We start from the raw sequence: 16,681 nt of genomic DNA on the forward strand, positions 1-16,681 counted from the left end.
GTGATCAAGAAGGAATGAGTGGTCGGCTCTCCATGCGTATGCCGGTGGCCGGCTCGAACATGTGCACCGCGCCCGGCTTCGGGCGGACGTGAAGCATATCGCCAGGCGCCACGGTCAAGCGCTCATGGAACAGCGCGATCACCTGTGTATCGCCGAGTTGCAGGGTCAGTTGGGTCTCCGACCCGAGGGGCTCCACCAGCAGCACCTGCGTTGCCACGCCTTCGCTTGCCGTGGAGATCTCGAAGTGCTCGGGCCGGATGCCCAGGATGACTTCGCGCCACTCCTGCATAAGGGCCGCCGGGGCGATCGGCACCCGCGCGCCAGCGGTCTCGAAACCGTCTGAGGTGCATCGACCGCGAATGAAGTTCATCGCCGGCGATCCGATGAAGCCCGCGACGAACTGGTTTGCGGGACGGTCGAAGAGATCGAGCGGCGAGCCTGCCTGCTCGACCTTGCCTGCGTTGAGCACCACGATGCGGTCGGCCATCGTCATCGCCTCCACCTGGTCATGCGTGACGTAGACCGTCGTGGTCTTGAGCCGCTGGTGCAGGCCCTTGATCTCGCCACGCATGACGATGCGCAGCTTCGCGTCCAGGTTGGACAGAGGCTCGTCGAACAGGAACACCTGTGGATTGCGCACGATTGCTCGCCCCATCGCGACTCGCTGCCGCTGGCCGCCGGAAAGCTGGCGCGGGTAACGATCTAGCAACTGCGCGAGCCCGAGGATGTCGGCCGCCCAGCGCACGCGCTCGGCGATCTCCGCCTTCGGCCGGCCGCGGTGCTCCAGCGAGAACCCCATGTTGGCGGCCACCGTCATATGCGGGTAGAGCGCGTAGTTCTGGAACACCATCGCGATGTCGCGGTCCTTCGGGTCCAGGTCGGTCACGTCGCGGCCGCCGATGTGGATGCGGCCATGCGTGACAGTCTCCAGCCCGGCGATCATGCGCAGCAAGGTCGACTTGCCGCAGCCCGAGGGCCCCACCAGCGCCACGAACTCGCCATCGTGGATGTGCAGGTCGATGCCGTGGATGACTTGTACGGCGCCGAAGCGCTTCTGGACCTGGGAGAGAAGGACTTCTGCCATGTATGCGTTCTGGATATGAAGCTCAGCCCTTGAGCCCCGTGTGAGCCAGGCCTTCGACAAACTGCTTCTGCGCAAGCACGAAGACCACCAGCACAGGCAACGCCGTGAGCGTGGCCGCGGCCAGCTGGATGTTCCACATCGGCCCGCCGTAAGCGTCGGTGAACTGCGTCAGCGCCTGTGGCAGCGTGAACTTGGATGGCGTCGACAGGAACACGATCGGCTCCAGGTACAGGTTCCAGCTGTGGAGGAACGTAAAGATCGCCACCGACGCCAGCGCAGGCTTTGCCAGAGGCAGCGCGATGGTGCGGAAGATCCTGAAGCGCCCGAGGCCATCCACGCGTGCAGCTTCTTCCAGCTCCTGCGGCAGCGCGATGAAGAACTGGCGCATCACGAAGGTCGCGAACACGCTGGGTGCGCCGAAGACCGGGATCAGCACCAGCGGCCAATGCGTGTTGACCCAGCCGAGCTTCAGGAACATGCGGAAGAGCGGCACGATGGTCACTTCGGATGGAATCAGCAAGCCCGTCAGCACGACGATAAATAGCACGTTCGCGCCGGGGAAGCGGATGCGCGCAAAGGCATAGCCGGCCATCGATGAGATCGCGAGCGTGGCGATCGTCACCACTGCTGCGATCCACGCCGAGTTCCAGTACTGCTGCGCAAAGGGCTGGATCGCGAACACCTGCTTGTAGGTGCTCCAGTCCGGGTTCGACGGAAAGAGCTCGGGCGGGAACACGAAGATGTCGCTGATCGGCTTGAGCGACGAGGTCACCATCCACCAGGTCGGGAACACGAAGGGAATCAGCAGCACGCACAGCAGCCCGTAGAGCACGACTCTCATGCGCGGGGAGCTTTCACTGTTCATGGAAGACGAACTTCTTGCGCATCTGCCACTGCGCCAGCGTCAGCAGCGCGACGATCGCGAACAGCACGATCGCCAGCGTCGAGCCATAGCCGAAGCGATGGAACTGAAAAGTCTGCTGGTAGAGGTAGTAGACGAGCACCGTGGTCGACACGCCCGGCCCGCCCTGCGTGAGCACCGCGATCTGCGCGAACACCTGCAGCGAGCCGACGATCGTGATGATCGACGTCAGCATGATCGTAGGACTGATCAGCGGCAGCGTGATGCGCCGGAACTGCTTGAAGCGCGGCGCACCGTCGATGCGCGCAGCCTCGTAGAGCTCGCGCGGCACGCCCTGCAGCGCGGCAAGGAAGAGCACCATGTTCAGCCCCACGTTCTTGAACACCTGCACCACGATCACGGAGACCATCGCGGTGGCGGGCGTGCGCAGCCAGTTGGGCCCTTCGATGCCGATCAGCTTGAGCATGCCGTTGATGCCGCCGTTGTTCTGCAGCAGGAAGCCCCAGACGATGGTCCACGCGACCAGCGAGACCACCACCGGCGAGAAGAAGAGCGTGCGAAACACCGTGATGCCCGCGAGCTTCTGGTTCAGCAGCACGGCCAGCAGCAGCGCGAGGCTCATGTTCAGCACCACCAGGCCCACCGAGAACAACGCCGAGGCCAGCAGCACGCCGGGCAAGGTCGGGTCGTTCAGGAACTGCTGGTAGTTCTGGATGCCGGTGTAGTTGAAGCTGTTGGCAAGCACGTTCCATTCGTGCAGCGAATACCAGAAGACGAGCACCAGCGGCGCGAGCACGAAGACCAGCGTGCCCGCCAGTTGCGGCGCGGCGAAAAGCAGGCCCGCCACGCTGTCACGCCGTGCAATCGTCCAGAACGGACGCGATGGATCGGGTGAACGGGCCACAGTGATTGGTGCTGCGCGTTGTCGTGCGTTACTGCGCGAGCAGCGGGCCGATCTGCGCGCAGATCGCACGCGTCGCCGCCGGGATGTCGGCCTTCGGCTGCCAGACGGCATCGAGGCCCGAACGCACCATCTGCTGCAGTCGCGCGAAATCCGTGTGCGCCGGCATCACCTTGCCGGTCGAGATACCCGAGACCACCACCTTGTCGAGTTGGGCTGGCGAGAGCAGCGCATTGGTCTTGCCGAGGACGTCGGCGTTGAGCAGCGACTTGCGTGCCGAGGGGAAGAATTGCGCGAGCTTCGCCGAGTTCTCGGGGCTGGTCATGTAGGCGACGAACGTGGTGGCCATCGCTGCGTCCTTGCCTGCCTTGAGCACGCCGATGCCGGCCTGACCGACGATCGCGTAGTCGCCCGCTGGGCCTTTGGGCAGGGGCACCAGGTCCCAATCGAAGCGCTTGTCCTTGGGTAGCAGCGAAGCACGGCTGATCTGCGTGATCGTCATCGCGGCGTCGCCGGCGAAGAAGTCGACGTTCTGGCCGGGTCCGGGGATGGCCTTCTTCTCGAAGATCGCGTTGTGGATGAAGCCCAGTGCGTCGACCATCGGCTTGTCGGTGAATGTGCAGCGCTTGCCGTCGGCACTCCACGGTGCCGCGCCCCAGGCGTTCCACACGGAGGAGAGGTATTGCCATGCCTGGTAGTTGAAGTCGCGCACCACCAGCCCGCCCTTGCCACTCTGGGCCACGGCCTGCGCGGTGGCGATCGCGTTGGGCCAGGTCCACTGCCCGGCGGCGATGAGTTCAGCGGGCGTCTTGGCGCCGGCCTTGCGGATGAGGTCGTTGTTGACGAAGACCGCAAAGGGTGAGGTCGAGAACGGGTAGGCGTAGAGCGTGCCGTCCTTCGACCAGCGTTCGGTGGCGGACGGGCTGATCTCGCCGACTTCATAACCCGGTGTGGCTGCAAGTGCCTTGGTGAGCGGCACGAGCGCGCCGGAGTTGACGAAGTCATACGCGCTGGTCTCGAAGATCCAGGCCATGTCCGGCGCGTTGCCGCCGGCAATCTGCGTGGTCAGCGCGGTCGTGTAGTTCTCGAACGGCAGCGACTCGAAGCTGACCGTGACGTCCGGGTGCTCTTTCTTGAATCCTTCGGCGATGCCGTTGAAGAGCTTCAGGTGTGCTTCGTTGGCACTCCAGATGGTCATGCGCAGCTTGGTCTCGGCCGATGCGCCGGCCGCAAGGCCCAGCGACAGGATCAGGCCGCCGGTGATGGCGCGGAGCGTGAAGGACTTGTTGCGTCTGAACATGATGTCTCCTCGGTGGATGGCTCTGTGTCTCTGTTCAATAGGCGCGCACGTCGGGCCAGTGCGTCTCCACGCCGGCATGCGCGAGCAGCGCCTGGAAGCCGGCGAGTCGCGCGTCGTCGGCCTGCACCTGATGCGGTGTGGTGCACTGGTCGAGGCAATGGGCGGCCAGCCTGCCGGCCACTTCGCCCACGTTCCATTCGACAGGGTGCAGCCGATAGCAGCCGTTCGTGATGTGCGTGGTGGCGATGTTCTTGCCGCCGGCGAGCAGGTTGGTCATGCGTCGCGGCAGCAAGGCGCCGAGCGGGATCTCGAAAGGGCAGGACGGCACGTCGATGTAGTTGTCGCCACCGGTGGAGGGATGCAGGTCGATGCGGTACATGCCCACGCCGACGCTGTCGCGGTACCGCACGGCGCCCTGGTCGCCACGCACCGCATGCGACAGATGCTGCTCGACGATGCGCGTCACGCCGAGGATGCGGCGACTCTCGCGAACATAGGGCGCCATCGCGAGGCCGTGCGAAGTGCCGGTGACATCGCCGCGCAGACGCAACCCCGGGAAGCCCGTGCCGCCGTCCGCGCGCGGCGCTTCGGTCTGCAGCCAGTAGAAAACTGAGTGCGACAACTCGGCCGCCGATTGCAGATGGCGCGCTTTCTCGGCCTCCGACACATCGAGGATCGAGCCCTCCATGTAGTCGATCATGGGCCAGTTCACGAGGCAGATGTCCGAGGCGTAGGCGCCGGGAGTGAAGTTGCGCCGCGCCGCGATGCGCCTGAAGGTCCACAGGTTCTGGTCGCCGCCGCTCTTGCGCTGGTCGGCATCGACGAGCAGTGGATCGTCGTCCGGATTGGGTGTGAAGGAGCGCTCGGTGATCTCCAGCGTGCGCGGATGCGGTGCCTTGAAGCCCAGCAGCGGCCCACCCCAGAAGTGCGGCTGGTAGGTGCGCCAGTATTCGTAGTTGCGGGGCTTGTCGATGGTGTGGTCGCCATCGACATGATCGATCGCGAAGCAGATCGACACCGCCTGCACGTTGTGCGGCTGCGCCGTGGAAGGCGCGCTCGGCTCGCCGGTGTCGGCCTGGCTTTCGAAGCCGATCACGTACTCGCAGCCGGTGAGCGGCAGCAGGTCGCCCAGTTCTGTCGCGTCGATCACGAAGGCGGCTTCCACCGCGATCTCTTCAGCCGTATCGCGATGACGCAGCGTCACGGCGCGCACGGTGTCGCCATCCGTATCGGCGGCGACGGGGCGGTAGGGCTGCAACACCGTCAGCCGGCCGGCGCCCCGGTAGGGCGCCAGCATCGCTTCGAGCACCGCCAGACCCACGCGTGGCTCGGCGCAGATGCGGCTCACCCATCCCGCACCGGGGTTGAGTTGATCCCACGCGCGGCTGGCTGCGGTCAACGGGTAGTGATCGCGGTAGTAGCGCCGGATGCCGTCGCGCAGCGCCCGATAGCGGCGCGTGACGCCGAACTGCTCGACCCAGCTGTGCTCGTCCGGCGGCACCGCCTGGCTGGTGAGCTGCCCGCCGATCCAGTCGTACTCCTCGCTCATCACGACCGAACGGCCGGCTTCCAGCGCACCCAGCGCCGCGGCCACGCCGCCCAGCCCACCGCCGACCACGAGGATGTCCGTCTTCATTTCGCGCATGCTTTGTCGTCCCTGTTCGTTCGTGTGGGTGATTCGATGTCAACGCCGCTGCGCGGGGCCGAGGGTTTCGCCGCGGATCGGCTCGCAATGCAGGAGCACCTGCTGCACCGCTTGCGACATGCCGCCTTCGACGCGGCGCACCAGCATCGCGGTGGCCTGTCGGCCCATCTCCTCGCGTGGAATGGCGAAGGACGCGAAGCGCGTGCCGCTGCCCTCCGTGCGAATGTGCGAGCCGAGCGCCAGCACCGAGAAATCCGCCGGCAGGCTCAGCCCGCGCGCTTTCGCCGCACGCTCAAGGCGCACCGCGTCGGCCAACTCGACGCAGAAGGCCGCGGTCGCGCCGCTGGCCAGCAAGGCATCGAGCAATTGGTGGTCGTCGGCAGGCGTGTCCGGCAATTGCAGGACCAGTTCCAGGTCGCTGCCGAGCGCGCTCGTGAAGCCCTTCCAGCGATCGAGCGGCGACTCCGCCGGGCCGATCGATCCGAGATACGCGAGCCGCCGATGCCCCAGTTCGCGCGCCTGCTGCACGAGCGCGGCGGTGGCGGTCGCGTAGTCGCCGCCGACGAAGGGCACGGACCCGCCAGCATCCTCGCGACGGCCGATGGCGACGAAGGGATAGTCGCCCGCCACCAGCCGCGCGAGCTCGGTCCGGTCGAAGGTCTTGCCCAGGACGATGCAGCCATCGGCAATGCGCAGGCGTCCTTCCTCCGCGAATATCTTGCGCTGCGTGCCTTCGCCAGCGCCGGTCAGGAGCAGCAGGTCGTAGCCGCGCGCTTGTGCTTCTTCCTCGATGCCGAACAGGAAGGGCAGGAAGAAGTCGGCGTGCGCATTCGGAAACGCCGGCTCGTAGGTAAACACGCCCAGGATCCGGTTGGAACCCCGTGCCATCCGACGGGCGATCGGGTCGGGCACATAGCCGGTCTCCCGGATGATCTTTTGCACCCGTTCGCGCGTTTCGGGCGGGATGCGCGCAAGCGCGTTCTCTGCGCCGTTGAGCACCAGCGACACCGTGGCCTGACTGACGCCGGCGAGTCGGGCGATGTCTTGCTGAGTCAGGCGGCGCGCTGGGGGCATGTGTTGCTGATGCGTATTAGCTGGGTGGTAATACGCATTATCAACAACACATTGCGGAACTCAATCAAGAAGAAGGGAGGGATTTCCCGGGTCGCCATGTCGGTGAAGGAAAATGCCGAGGCAATCCATCGGAAAGAACATGACCAAGCTCGACGACCCGCTCCACGACGCCGAGATCGGCTCCCGCGACAGCACGATCGACACGACCCGCATTGATGACGTTCGCATCAGCGCGGTTCGCCCCCTGATGACGCCGGCACTTCTGCAGGAGCGAGTTCCCGTTCGGGACGACACCCTCGCTCTCGTCGAGGCTGGCCGCTCGGCGATCGCCGATGTCCTGCATGGCCGCGACGACCGGTTGATCGTCGTGGTCGGGCCCTGCTCGATCCACGACCATGACCAGGCCATCGAGTACGCCCACCTGCTGAAGAAGGAAGCCAGCAATTTCGAGGACGATCTGTTGATCGTCATGCGCACCTACTTCGAGAAGCCGCGCACGACCGTGGGCTGGAAGGGGTACATCAATGATCCGCACCTGGATGGCAGCTTCGCCATCAACGAGGGTCTGGAGCGCGCCCGTCGCCTGCTTCTCGAGTTGACGCTGCTGGGGCTTCCGGCGGGCACCGAGTTCCTCGATCTTCTGAGTCCCCAGTTCATCGCCGATCTCATCGCATGGGGTGCCATCGGAGCCCGGACGACCGAGAGCCAGAGCCATCGCCAACTCGCTTCCGGACTCAGTTGCCCCGTGGGCTTCAAGAACGGAACCGACGGCAGCATCAAGGTGGCCGCCGATGCCATCCTTGCCGCGAGGGCGCCGCACGCCTTCATGGGCATGACCAAGATGGGAATGGCCGCGATCTTCGAGACGCGCGGCAACGACGATTGCCACGTGATCCTGCGCGGGGGCAAGAAGCCGAACTACTCGGCCGAGGACGTGGCGGCCAACTGCGAAGCGCTGCGCGCGAATGGCCTCAGGGAGCAGGTCATGATCGATGTGTCGCATGCCAACAGCAGCAAGCAACACCATCGCCAGATCGAGGTGGCGCACGACGTGGCGCAGCAGGTCTCCGCGGGCGACGGGCGCATCACCGGCATCATGATTGAAAGCAATCTGGAGGAGGGCCGGCAGGATCTGATTCCCGGCGTGGCGCTCAAGCGCGGGGTATCGATCACGGATGCCTGCATCAGCTTCAGGCAGACGGTTCCGGTCCTGGACGAACTCGCGAGCGCGGTTCGGAGTCGACGACAAGCCAAGCGCGGCCGCTAGCCGATTGCGTGTCGGAAATGGAACCGCCCTCTCGAGAGAGGGCGGCTTTGCAGGGGATCGGGGAGTGCGTTGCCGCGGGTCGCGGCGGACGGCTTAGAGGCGCTGTTGGGCTTCCTTGATACCGAGCTTCGCAAGCCCGAAAGCGCAGACTCCGAAAACAGCGACGAGGCAGAGGATGGTGGTGATCATTTGGACTTTCCTTCGGTTAGGGGTCCATTGTACAGGGTAAACCCTAATTAACGAGGGTTTACCCTAATCACCGTCGGCGACCGGGATCAGTGCGAGTACGGCCGAAGCACTCCAGAGGCCGCTATCTCTAACGCACGCGCGGGGGGCAGGCCGGTTTTGACGAGCGCCTTCAGCCGGCGATACACCTCGAACATCAACTCCTCGTCGTATTCGCTCGAATCGGGGTCGATGACTGGATATTCCTGCTCCAGATAGCTGAGCGTCCAGTCGTACCGGTCCCTGATGTCCGCTGGCTGCTTGTTGAACTGAACGCGCTCCGTCTGCGGGGAACGCGAGCTCGACTGAATTCTCATGGCACCCCCTAAAAGTATCGGAAGCTGAAGAAGCTGGGCGTGCTCAAAATGTAGTACCAAAGATAACAGCAACGCCAGACCGCTTGTCCGCTCAGGCGACCGCTGGCGTCCCCGGTGATGGCTCCTTTTCCTGGTGCCAGCGATCCTTGGACAGCATCACCTCGTGATGGCCGGCACCCGCCGGAATCATCGGAAAGCAGTTCTCCTGCGACGCCACCTGCACGTCGAGGAAGAACGGGCCATCGAAGGCCAGGCATTCGGCGAGCGCGTCGTCCAGCTCACGCGGATCGGCGACGCGGCGCGCACCCCAGCCGAAGGCCTTCGCCAGCGCCACGAAGTCCGGCAGCGCCGCGTTCCAGCTGTGCGACAGCCGGTTGCCGTGGTTCAGCTCCTGCCACTGGCGCACCATGCCCATGTAGCCGTTGTTGCTGAGCACAAGCTTGACGGGCGTGCGGTGCTGCACCGCGGTCGAGAGCTCCTGGATGTTCATCAGGACGGACGCATCGCCGCTCACGCAGACGACGAGCGCATCGGGATGCGCCACCTGCGCGCCGATCGCGGCCGGCAGACCGTAGCCCATGGTGCCCGCGCCGCCGGAGGTCAGCCAGCGCGCGGGTCGATCGAATTGCAGGTATTGCGCGGCCCACATCTGGTGCTGCCCGACGTCGGTGGAGACGATGGCGTCGCGACCTTGCAGCCGAGACTGCAGCGCGACCATGAGTTGCTGCGGCACGATTTCGTCCGGTCGCAGGGCGAAGTCCAGGCAGCGCTCTTCACGCCAGCGCGCGATGCGCTGCCACCACGGCGCGAGACGCTCGGGCGCGAGGCCTTGCAGCTCGGGCAGGTCCAGCAGACCGTTCAGCACCTCACCGCAATCACCCACGATCGGCACGTCGGCCCGCACCGTCCTGTGGATGCTGCTCGGGTCAATGTCGATGTGGATCTTGCGCGCATGCGGACAGAACGCATCGAGCCTGCCGGTGACCCGGTCGTCGAAGCGCGCTCCGACGTTGACGACCAGATCGGCCTCGTGCATTGCGAGGTTCGCTTCGAGCGTGCCGTGCATTCCGAGCATGCCGAGCCACTGCGGATCGGACGCGGGGAACACACCGAGCCCCATCAGGGTGAGCGTGCAAGGCGCCCCGGTCCCGCGCACAAGCCGCGTGAAAGCGGCGCACGCATCGGGGCCTGAATTCACCAGGCCGCCGCCGCCATAGAACACCGGACGACGCGCGGTGGAGATGAGGTCGGCCGCGCGCTGCAGGCTGCCTCGATGCGCGGCCGGATGCGCTGCAATTGCACGTGCGCGCATCGCATCGGTGGTTCGCGCGCACTCGCTCTGGGCCAGCTGAACATCCTTGGGCACATCTAGCAGCACCGGACCCGGCCGGCCGCTCCTGGCGATGGCGAGTGCCTGCCGCACCGCCCCGGGGATCTGCCCGGGATTGCGCGCCTGAAAGCTCCACTTGGTCACGGGACGCGACATGCCCAGCGCATCGCTCTCCTGGAAGGCATTGGTGCCGATCACGCTTGTCGCGACCTGCCCGCTGATGACCAGCACCGGCACGGAGTCGCTCATCGCATCGAGCAAGCCGGTGATGGTGTTGCTGACACCGGGGCCGGACGTCACCAGCACTACGCCGACCTTGCCGGTGGTGCGTGCATAGCCTTCGGCGGCATGCACGGCCGCTTGTTCGTGGCGGACGAGGATGTGGCGCAGCCGGGGCTCTCCGTGGAGCGCGTCATACAGCGGAAGGGCTGCGCCGCCGGGGTAGCCGAACAGGGTGTCGATGCCGCATGCGACCAGCGTGTCGAGCAGCAGTTGGGCGCCGCTGCGGAGGGTTGCGGGCAATTCCTGGGTGCCGGGCGGAGCCGGGTCTGTCGTGGCGATTTCCATGCCACGATTCTTCTGGCTTTGCCGCAGAATGTGCTTCGGAAATTCGATGAATAAGGAGGTTTCCTTGAAGATTCAAAGGAAAAACCAGAGATCTGACGAAGAACTTTTTGACAAGATCGACATGGCGATCCTGCGCATCCTTCTGCAGGACTCGCGGCGTTCGCTGCAGGACATCGGTAGCGAGGTCGGGCTCTCGGCCACCAGTTGCTGGAGCCGCATCAAGCGTCTCGAAGCCGAAGGCGTGATCCGGCGCTACACGGTCGACGTGGATCCTGCGAGCCTTGGCTACCGCGACTCGGTGATCGTGCACCTCACGCTCGAAAGCCACACCGACGAAACGCTCTACGAGTTCGGTCGGGTGCTCGCGACCATCCCCGAGGTGCTGGAGGCCTACCTTGTGTCAGGCGACTACGACTACTACATCCGCATCGCGGTGCGCGACACGCGCGACTATGAGCGGCTGCTGCGCGAGAAGCTCTACAAGATTCCGGGCATCCGCCACAGCAAGTCGCACTTCGTGCTGCGGGTGCTGAAAGAGGCCAGCGTGCCGATCGAGTGAGGTCACTCCGAGAGACGCTGCGTCGCGCCCTTGAGCAGCGCCTCGGCTTCCTGGCTCACACGCACGACCACTTCGCGCGCCGAAGGAATGTCGCGCACGAGCCCGACGGCCTCGCCGGCAATCACGGCGGCGATGTCGAAGTTGCCTGCCTCCCGGGCCGCGAGGTAGCCCGCGTGCTCCTGTTCGGCGCGGCGCACGAGTTCGAGTTCGCGGCCGGTCCACCGCTCCAGAAAATCGTTGCGCAGGCATCGCCCCGTGAACGGCGCAGGCCAAACCCGCTTTCGCGCGATGTCGAAGACCACGCCCCGAGCGGTCTCGTCACCCGTCGCGCGTTGGACGCGGGCCTTGGCTTCGGCCGCAATGGCCGCCTCTTTCGTGGCATAGAAGCGCGTGCCCATCAGCACCCCCGACGCGCCGAGCATCAACGCCGCGGCTAGCCCCCGCCCATCCGCGATGCCACCGGCGGCAACCACGGGCACGTCCGGCCCGATGGCATCGATGAGCTCCGGCACCAGCGTCAAGGTCGAGCGCGTGGCGCCGTGCCCGCCGGCTTCGGTGCCCTGCGCCACCAGGATGTCCGCGCCCACGGAGGCTGCCTCGCGCGCCATGTCGATCGTCTGCACCTGGCAGATCAGCGCTGCGCCCGAGCGCTTGATCGGTTCGGCAAAAGGCGCCGGATCACCGAAGGAAAGCATGACCGCCGCGGGCCCGCTCTCCAGTGCGAGATCGAGCAGGCGCGGCTGCTTCGCGAGGCTCCATGTGATGAAGCCGATGCCGAAGCGCACCTGCGTTTCCTTGATGCGCGCGATCTCGCGCTCCAGCCATGCGGCATCGCCGTAGCCACCGCCCAGGATCCCGAGCCCCCCGGCGCCACTCACGGCCGAGGCGAGCGAGGCGTCGGCGACCACATCCATCGGCGCCAGCAGAACGGGGTGGCGGATGCCGAGTCGCTTCGTGAGCGCAGTCTGGATCGACATGGGATTCCTCCGATCGAGTGGATGCGGCGGCGCCCATTGTCTTCCCGTTCCTGCTATTGCGTCGCGTGTGCCAAGTCTGGTGAAGCTCGCGCTGCCATCAGCTTGGTCAGTCTCGAGTAGGCCGCGGTCGGCGATTTTCCGAACACAGGATCCGGACACGATGGTGCGGCTCGGGCCACCACTTCCCAGTCCCGCGCATTCAGCAGAAGCCTCGCGCGCGGAAGAATCTGCCTTTCCTCGGTGGCGATGTGGTGCCTGTAGTAAGCCAGGTAGAGCGCCGCGGCTGCCTCCACCGTCGCGCGCAGCACGTAGGCATCGCTGATGACCTGGTTCAGGCGCGCGACGAGTTCTTCACCGGCCACCGCAATGACGCGATGCTCCTGAAGCAGGCGGTTGATCGGCAGCCGCAATTGCGGATCGCGTGCCACGAGGATGTTGAAAGCGGCATCCTCGCGTGGGTGGTGATAGCAATCTCCAAACTCTCGCAGGTAGGAGACGATCTCGAGCATCAGGTTGTAGTCCGGACTCTCGCCATCGCGAAACTGGGCAACCTGTTCTTCGAGGATGCTGAGAAGCAGAGAGAAATTGCCGTGCTCGGCATGCCATTGCGCGATCTGGCTCGTCATCGTGAAACCTCCGGAGTCTGCTGAGACCCTGGAGGCACTCTAGGCGGATCTGCCGGCGCGTTCTTCGATCTGGATCAAGGCAAGCGCATCTTGGTTGCCGGACACTGCATCGCCCTTCTACATGCCCCAGCGCAAGGCGGCGGTATGCACAGGCGCGTCCCACAGGGCGAACTGCGCGGCGTCGAGCGCACTCACCGTCACCGAGCAGCCCGCCATTTCGAGCGACGTCACATAGGAGCCCGTGAGGTGCCGCGCCACCTTCACCTGATGGCCGGCGAGCACCTTGTGCACCGCGTTGACCATGAGGTAGAGCTCCAGCATGGGCGTGCCGCCGAAGCCGTTCACGAGCAGCAGCACCTCCTGCCCGGCCTTGAGGGACAGGTCCTTGAGGATGGAGCCGGTGAGTTCTTGCGCGATATCGTCGGCGGTGGCCAGCTTGATGCGTCGCCGACCCGGTTCGCCGTGGATTCCCACGCCCATCTCCATTTCGTCCGCCCCGATCTGGAAGGTGGGCTTGCCTGCTGCCGGAACGGTGCACGAGGTGAGCGCGACACCCATCGAGGCGGTCGCCTTGTTCACCGCGTCGCCCAGTTGCTTGAGCTTTCGGAGCGGATCGCCGCGTTCGGCGGCGGCGCCGATGATCTTTTCGACCACCAGCGTGCCGGCCACTCCCCGACGGCCGGTGGTGTAGGTGGAGTTTTCCACCGCGACGTCGTCATTGACCACCACGGTCTCGTTGTCGCAGTCGACCATCTCCGCCGCCATCTGGAAGTTCATCATGTCGCCGGAGTAGTTCTTGACGATGAACAGCACACCCTCGCCGGTGTTCACTGCTTGCGCCGCTGCCAGCATCTGGTCCGGCGTGGGCGATGTGAAGATCTGTCCCGGGCACGCCGCGTCCAGCATCCCGTGGCCGACGAAGCCGGTGTGCAGTGGTTCGTGACCCGAGCCTCCGCCGGAGACCAAAGCCACCTTGCCGGGCTTGGGTGTGCGGCGGCGCACGAACTGACCGGCCTCACCCAAAGTCACGATATCGGCGTGCGCCGCCGCAAAGCCGTCCAGCGATTCGGACAGCATGTTTTCGACGTCGTTGATGAGCTTCTTCATGGTGCTGGGCCTTCGGAAAGAGTGGGCTTCATTCAGGCGGAGAGCGAAGAGGGTCGTGCGCTCGCGGGAGCATCAAGACTTTCACAGATCGCTCCGATGATCAATGCAGTGGAACGCGAACCCGGATCCACATGGCCCAGTGCCCGGTCGCCCAGGAATGAGGCTCGGCCCTTGATGGCGTCCATCGCCGCAGTCGCGTCGGCTGCGTCGAAAGCGCAGGCGCGCACGCGCTCGGCGAGCCCCTGGCCGCCTCCGGCGAGAAGCCTCTGCACCGGGTCGAGCACGTCCAGCAATGTCTTCTGGCCGACCTGTGCCTTGCCCAGGCGGGTGAGCGCCTGGATTGCGGCGTCGAGCGCGTGGGCCAGGCCCGCCGCATCCGGCGGGTCGGGCAGTTGCTTGCCGAGGGTGACCAGCAAGGTCCCGAACACCGGTCCCGATGAGCCGCCGATGGTCGACATGCAAGTCATGCCCATCGTGCGCAGCGCCTCGTTGAGCGACTGGCCCGCGAGTTCATCGAGCTTGCCCTGGATGGCCAGTGCGCCGCGTCGCATGTTCAGCCCGTGGTCACCGTCACCGATCGCCTGGTCGAGGGCGGTGAGCTCGTCCACATGATCGATGAGCGTCTGGGTGGCGCGGCGGATCAGGTCGGGGGTGTTCGGTTTCAAGGGAATCTCCCGGGTGTTGGGTCAGGCGCTCGTGCCGACGCGGCGTCCGCCGCTGTCGAACCAGAGCGGTTGCAGCAGTTCGACGCGCACTGCGTCGTCGGGCTCGAAGCTTTCGCCGCCGGGAGCGGAAACGATCCACTCCTGGTCGCTGCCTTCCGGCGCCACATGCACCAGATGCAGGTCGCTCAAGCGTTCGATGCGGCGCACGCGGGCGGCGCGGTGCGCGTCGTTGTCCGACTGCCGGTGGATGCGCAGGTGTTCCGCTCGAACGCCCACCGTCACCGCCTCGGCTGGGGCAGCTACCGCTGGTACCAATGCGCGCGCGAACAGGTTGATCCGCGGCGAGCCCAGCCGCGACGCGACCTGGCTGGTGCTGGGGTTCTCGTAGATCTCGCGCGGCGTGCCTACCTGCACCAATCGCCCGCTTTCGAGTACGCCGATACGGGTGGCCATGGTCATGGCCTCGATCTGGTCGTGGGTCACATAGAGCATGGTGGAGCCGAGGTCCTGCTGGATGCGTTTGAGCTCCAGCCGCAGGTCGTTGCGCAGTCTGGCGTCGAGCGAGGACAGGGGCTCGTCCATCAGGTACAGCTGCGGGTCGCGCACCAGCGCACGGCCGATGGCCACGCGCTGCATCTGTCCGCCCGAGAGGCGCGTTGCCGGATTCTTGAGCTTGTCTTCGATGCGCAGCAGCCGTGCCACTTCCGTCACCTTTGCGCGGATCTGCGCCTCCGGCGTGGGGCGCAGCGGCGAGCGCAGCGGAAAGGCCAGGTTGTCGTAGACGCTCAGATGGGGATAGAGCGAGTACTGCTGGAAGACGAAGGCCACGTCCCGCAGGGCCGGTGCCAGCGTGCTGACATCGTGGCCGGCGATGTAGACGCGGCCGGCATCGGGCTGTTCCAGCCCCGCGACCAGACGCAGGGTCGTGGTCTTGCCCGCGCCGCTCGGTCCCAGCAGGACGAAGAACTCGCCGCTTGCCACGTCCAATTGCAAGTCGGCCACCGCCTGCACGGCGCCGAAGCGCTTGCTGATGCCGGTGAGGCGAAGGTCAGCCATGTCGGGCTCCCTGGCGCTGGATGGATTGCAGGGCGTCGTCTCGCGCGGTGCGAAGCGCGCGGCCGCTGGCTGCGTCAAAGAGCGAGACCGCGCTTGCGTCGAATGCGAGACCAACATGGTCGCCGCGCCGCGCAGGTGTCGCGGCATCCACCTTGGCACGCAGCGTCGCGCCCTGGGCGGTGGCCAGCGTCACCACGGTGCGCGTGCCGAGGTATTCGGTGCCCAGCACTTCGGCCCTCAGAGGCGAATCGTCGGCGAAGCGCACATGCTCGGGTCGCACACCTGCCAGCAGCGGGCGTGCCGAAACGTCTTCGCGAATCTGCGGCACGCCAAGGCACGCGGGGCCGATCCGGATCGCCTCCTCGCCACGTGCAAGAGCGGCCTCGAAGGGCAGGAAGTTCATGGCGGGCGCACCGATGAAGTCGGCCACGAAGACGCTCGCTGGGCATTCGTAGACCTCGCGTGGCGGGCCGAGTTGCTCGACCATGCCTTCGTTCATCACGGCGATGACGTCGGCCATGGCCATGGCCTCCATCTGGTCGTGCGTCACGTACACCGTGGTCGCGCCCAGGCGATCGTGCAGGGCGCGCAACTCGCGGCACATGAGTTCGCGAAACTCCGCGTCGAGAGCGCCCAGCGGCTCATCCATCAGGAAGGCCTTGGGCTGGCGGACGATGGCGCGCCCCAGCGCGACGCGCTGGCGGTCGCCGCTGGAGAGTTGCGACACCGGCTTGTCCAGCAGATGGCTGATGCGCAGCGTCTTCGCGGCCGATTCGACCTGGCGGGCGATCTCGGCGCGGCCCATGCCTTGCGACACCAGCGGAAAGGCGATGTTGCGGCGCACGTTCATGTGCGGGTAGAGCGCGAACATCTGGAAGACGAAGGCGATGTCGCGCTCCGAGGCGCGCTTGAAGCTCACGTCCTCGTCGCCCAGGAAGATCTGGCCCGACGTGGGGAGCTCCAGTCCGGCGATCATGCGCAAGGTGGTGGTCTTGCCGCAGCCCGAAGGGCCGAGCAGGCAGAAGAACTCCCCATCGCGCACCGCGAAGCTGGAATCCTTCACGGCGGTGAAGTCCGCGAAGGCCTTGTGCAAGTGGTGGACTCGGATCTCCGACATGG

At 65.8% G+C, this 16,681-nt stretch carries 16 protein-coding genes; 2 read left to right on the forward strand and 14 right to left on the reverse strand.

Features of this window, described 5'->3' with window-relative positions; translation table 11 throughout:
• Positions 1–4 precede the first annotated feature (4 nt).
• From FHW64_RS31215 to FHW64_RS31240, 6 genes are all read right to left on the reverse strand, one after another.
• Positions 5–1,084: an ABC transporter ATP-binding protein gene (locus FHW64_RS31215; protein WP_184532779.1), complete on the reverse strand. Its 1,080-nt coding sequence runs from the start codon at positions 1,082–1,084 to the stop codon at positions 5–7.
• A gap of 22 nt (positions 1,085–1,106) precedes the next feature.
• A complete protein-coding gene (locus FHW64_RS31220) occupies positions 1,107–1,949 on the reverse strand; it encodes a carbohydrate ABC transporter permease (protein WP_184532781.1) in 843 nt (280 codons plus the stop codon).
• Positions 1,939–2,793 carry a carbohydrate ABC transporter permease gene (locus FHW64_RS31225; RefSeq protein ID WP_221210566.1) on the reverse strand — a complete coding sequence of 285 codons (855 nt, stop codon included), beginning with the start codon at positions 2,791–2,793 and terminating at the stop codon, positions 1,939–1,941. The genes FHW64_RS31220 and FHW64_RS31225 overlap by 11 nt, the downstream gene beginning before the upstream one ends.
• A gap of 85 nt (positions 2,794–2,878) precedes the next feature.
• Complete coding sequence (locus tag FHW64_RS31230; protein ID WP_184532785.1) at positions 2,879–4,147, reverse strand: sugar ABC transporter substrate-binding protein; 1,269 nt, start codon at positions 4,145–4,147, stop codon at positions 2,879–2,881.
• Positions 4,148–4,181: 34 nt separating this feature from the next.
• Positions 4,182–5,783: an FAD-dependent oxidoreductase gene (locus FHW64_RS31235; protein WP_221210567.1), complete on the reverse strand. Its 1,602-nt coding sequence runs from the start codon at positions 5,781–5,783 to the stop codon at positions 4,182–4,184.
• Positions 5,784–5,831: 48 nt separating this feature from the next.
• Positions 5,832–6,866: a LacI family DNA-binding transcriptional regulator gene (locus tag FHW64_RS31240; protein ID WP_184532789.1), complete on the reverse strand. Its 1,035-nt coding sequence runs from the start codon at positions 6,864–6,866 to the stop codon at positions 5,832–5,834.
• A gap of 139 nt (positions 6,867–7,005) precedes the next feature.
• Between FHW64_RS31240 and FHW64_RS31245 the strand changes: the two genes are divergently transcribed.
• A complete protein-coding gene (locus FHW64_RS31245) occupies positions 7,006–8,133 on the forward strand; it encodes a 3-deoxy-7-phosphoheptulonate synthase (RefSeq protein WP_184532791.1) in 1,128 nt (375 codons plus the stop codon).
• Positions 8,134–8,408: 275 nt separating this feature from the next.
• Here FHW64_RS31245 and FHW64_RS31250 read toward each other — a convergent pair whose 3' ends face one another.
• Both FHW64_RS31250 and ilvB read right to left on the reverse strand, forming a co-directional pair.
• Positions 8,409–8,675, reverse strand: a complete 267-nt coding sequence (locus tag FHW64_RS31250; protein ID WP_184532793.1) for a hypothetical protein — start codon at positions 8,673–8,675, stop codon at positions 8,409–8,411.
• 91 nt (positions 8,676–8,766) lie between these two features.
• The gene (ilvB, locus tag FHW64_RS31255) at positions 8,767–10,572 is read right to left on the reverse strand and encodes a biosynthetic-type acetolactate synthase large subunit (protein WP_184532795.1); all 1,806 of its coding nucleotides are present in this window, start codon (positions 10,570–10,572) and stop codon (positions 8,767–8,769) included.
• Between the two features lie 121 nt (positions 10,573–10,693).
• Here ilvB and FHW64_RS31260 point away from each other — a divergent pair, with 121 nt between their 5' ends.
• Complete coding sequence (locus tag FHW64_RS31260) at positions 10,694–11,131, forward strand: Lrp/AsnC family transcriptional regulator (RefSeq protein ID WP_184532797.1); 438 nt, start codon at positions 10,694–10,696, stop codon at positions 11,129–11,131.
• A gap of 2 nt (positions 11,132–11,133) precedes the next feature.
• Here FHW64_RS31260 and FHW64_RS31265 read toward each other — a convergent pair whose 3' ends face one another.
• From FHW64_RS31265 to FHW64_RS31290, 6 genes are all read right to left on the reverse strand, one after another.
• Entirely contained in the window at positions 11,134–12,108 is a 975-nt protein-coding gene (locus tag FHW64_RS31265) for a nitronate monooxygenase family protein (RefSeq protein WP_184532799.1), read from the reverse strand.
• A 53-nt stretch (positions 12,109–12,161) separates the two neighbouring features.
• Positions 12,162–12,734 (reverse strand): hemerythrin domain-containing protein, encoded by a 573-nt coding sequence (locus FHW64_RS31270; protein ID WP_184532801.1) that lies wholly within the window; start codon positions 12,732–12,734, stop codon positions 12,162–12,164.
• A gap of 117 nt (positions 12,735–12,851) precedes the next feature.
• Positions 12,852–13,841, reverse strand: coding sequence for a dihydroxyacetone kinase subunit DhaK (gene dhaK / locus FHW64_RS31275; protein WP_184532803.1), 990 nt, complete (start codon positions 13,839–13,841; stop codon positions 12,852–12,854).
• A 32-nt stretch (positions 13,842–13,873) separates the two neighbouring features.
• Positions 13,874–14,506 carry a dihydroxyacetone kinase subunit DhaL gene (gene dhaL / locus FHW64_RS31280; protein WP_184532805.1) on the reverse strand — a complete coding sequence of 211 codons (633 nt, stop codon included), beginning with the start codon at positions 14,504–14,506 and terminating at the stop codon, positions 13,874–13,876.
• A 21-nt stretch (positions 14,507–14,527) separates the two neighbouring features.
• A complete protein-coding gene (locus FHW64_RS31285; protein ID WP_184532807.1) occupies positions 14,528–15,562 on the reverse strand; it encodes an ABC transporter ATP-binding protein in 1,035 nt (344 codons plus the stop codon).
• Entirely contained in the window at positions 15,555–16,679 is a 1,125-nt protein-coding gene (locus tag FHW64_RS31290; protein ID WP_184532809.1) for an ABC transporter ATP-binding protein, read from the reverse strand. Before FHW64_RS31290 ends, FHW64_RS31285 begins: the two co-directional genes overlap by 8 nt.
• Positions 16,680–16,681: the final 2 nt, after the last annotated feature.

It is taken from the genome of Variovorax sp. Sphag1AA (assembly GCF_014192575.1).
Classification (GTDB): domain Bacteria; phylum Pseudomonadota; class Gammaproteobacteria; order Burkholderiales; family Burkholderiaceae_C; genus Variovorax.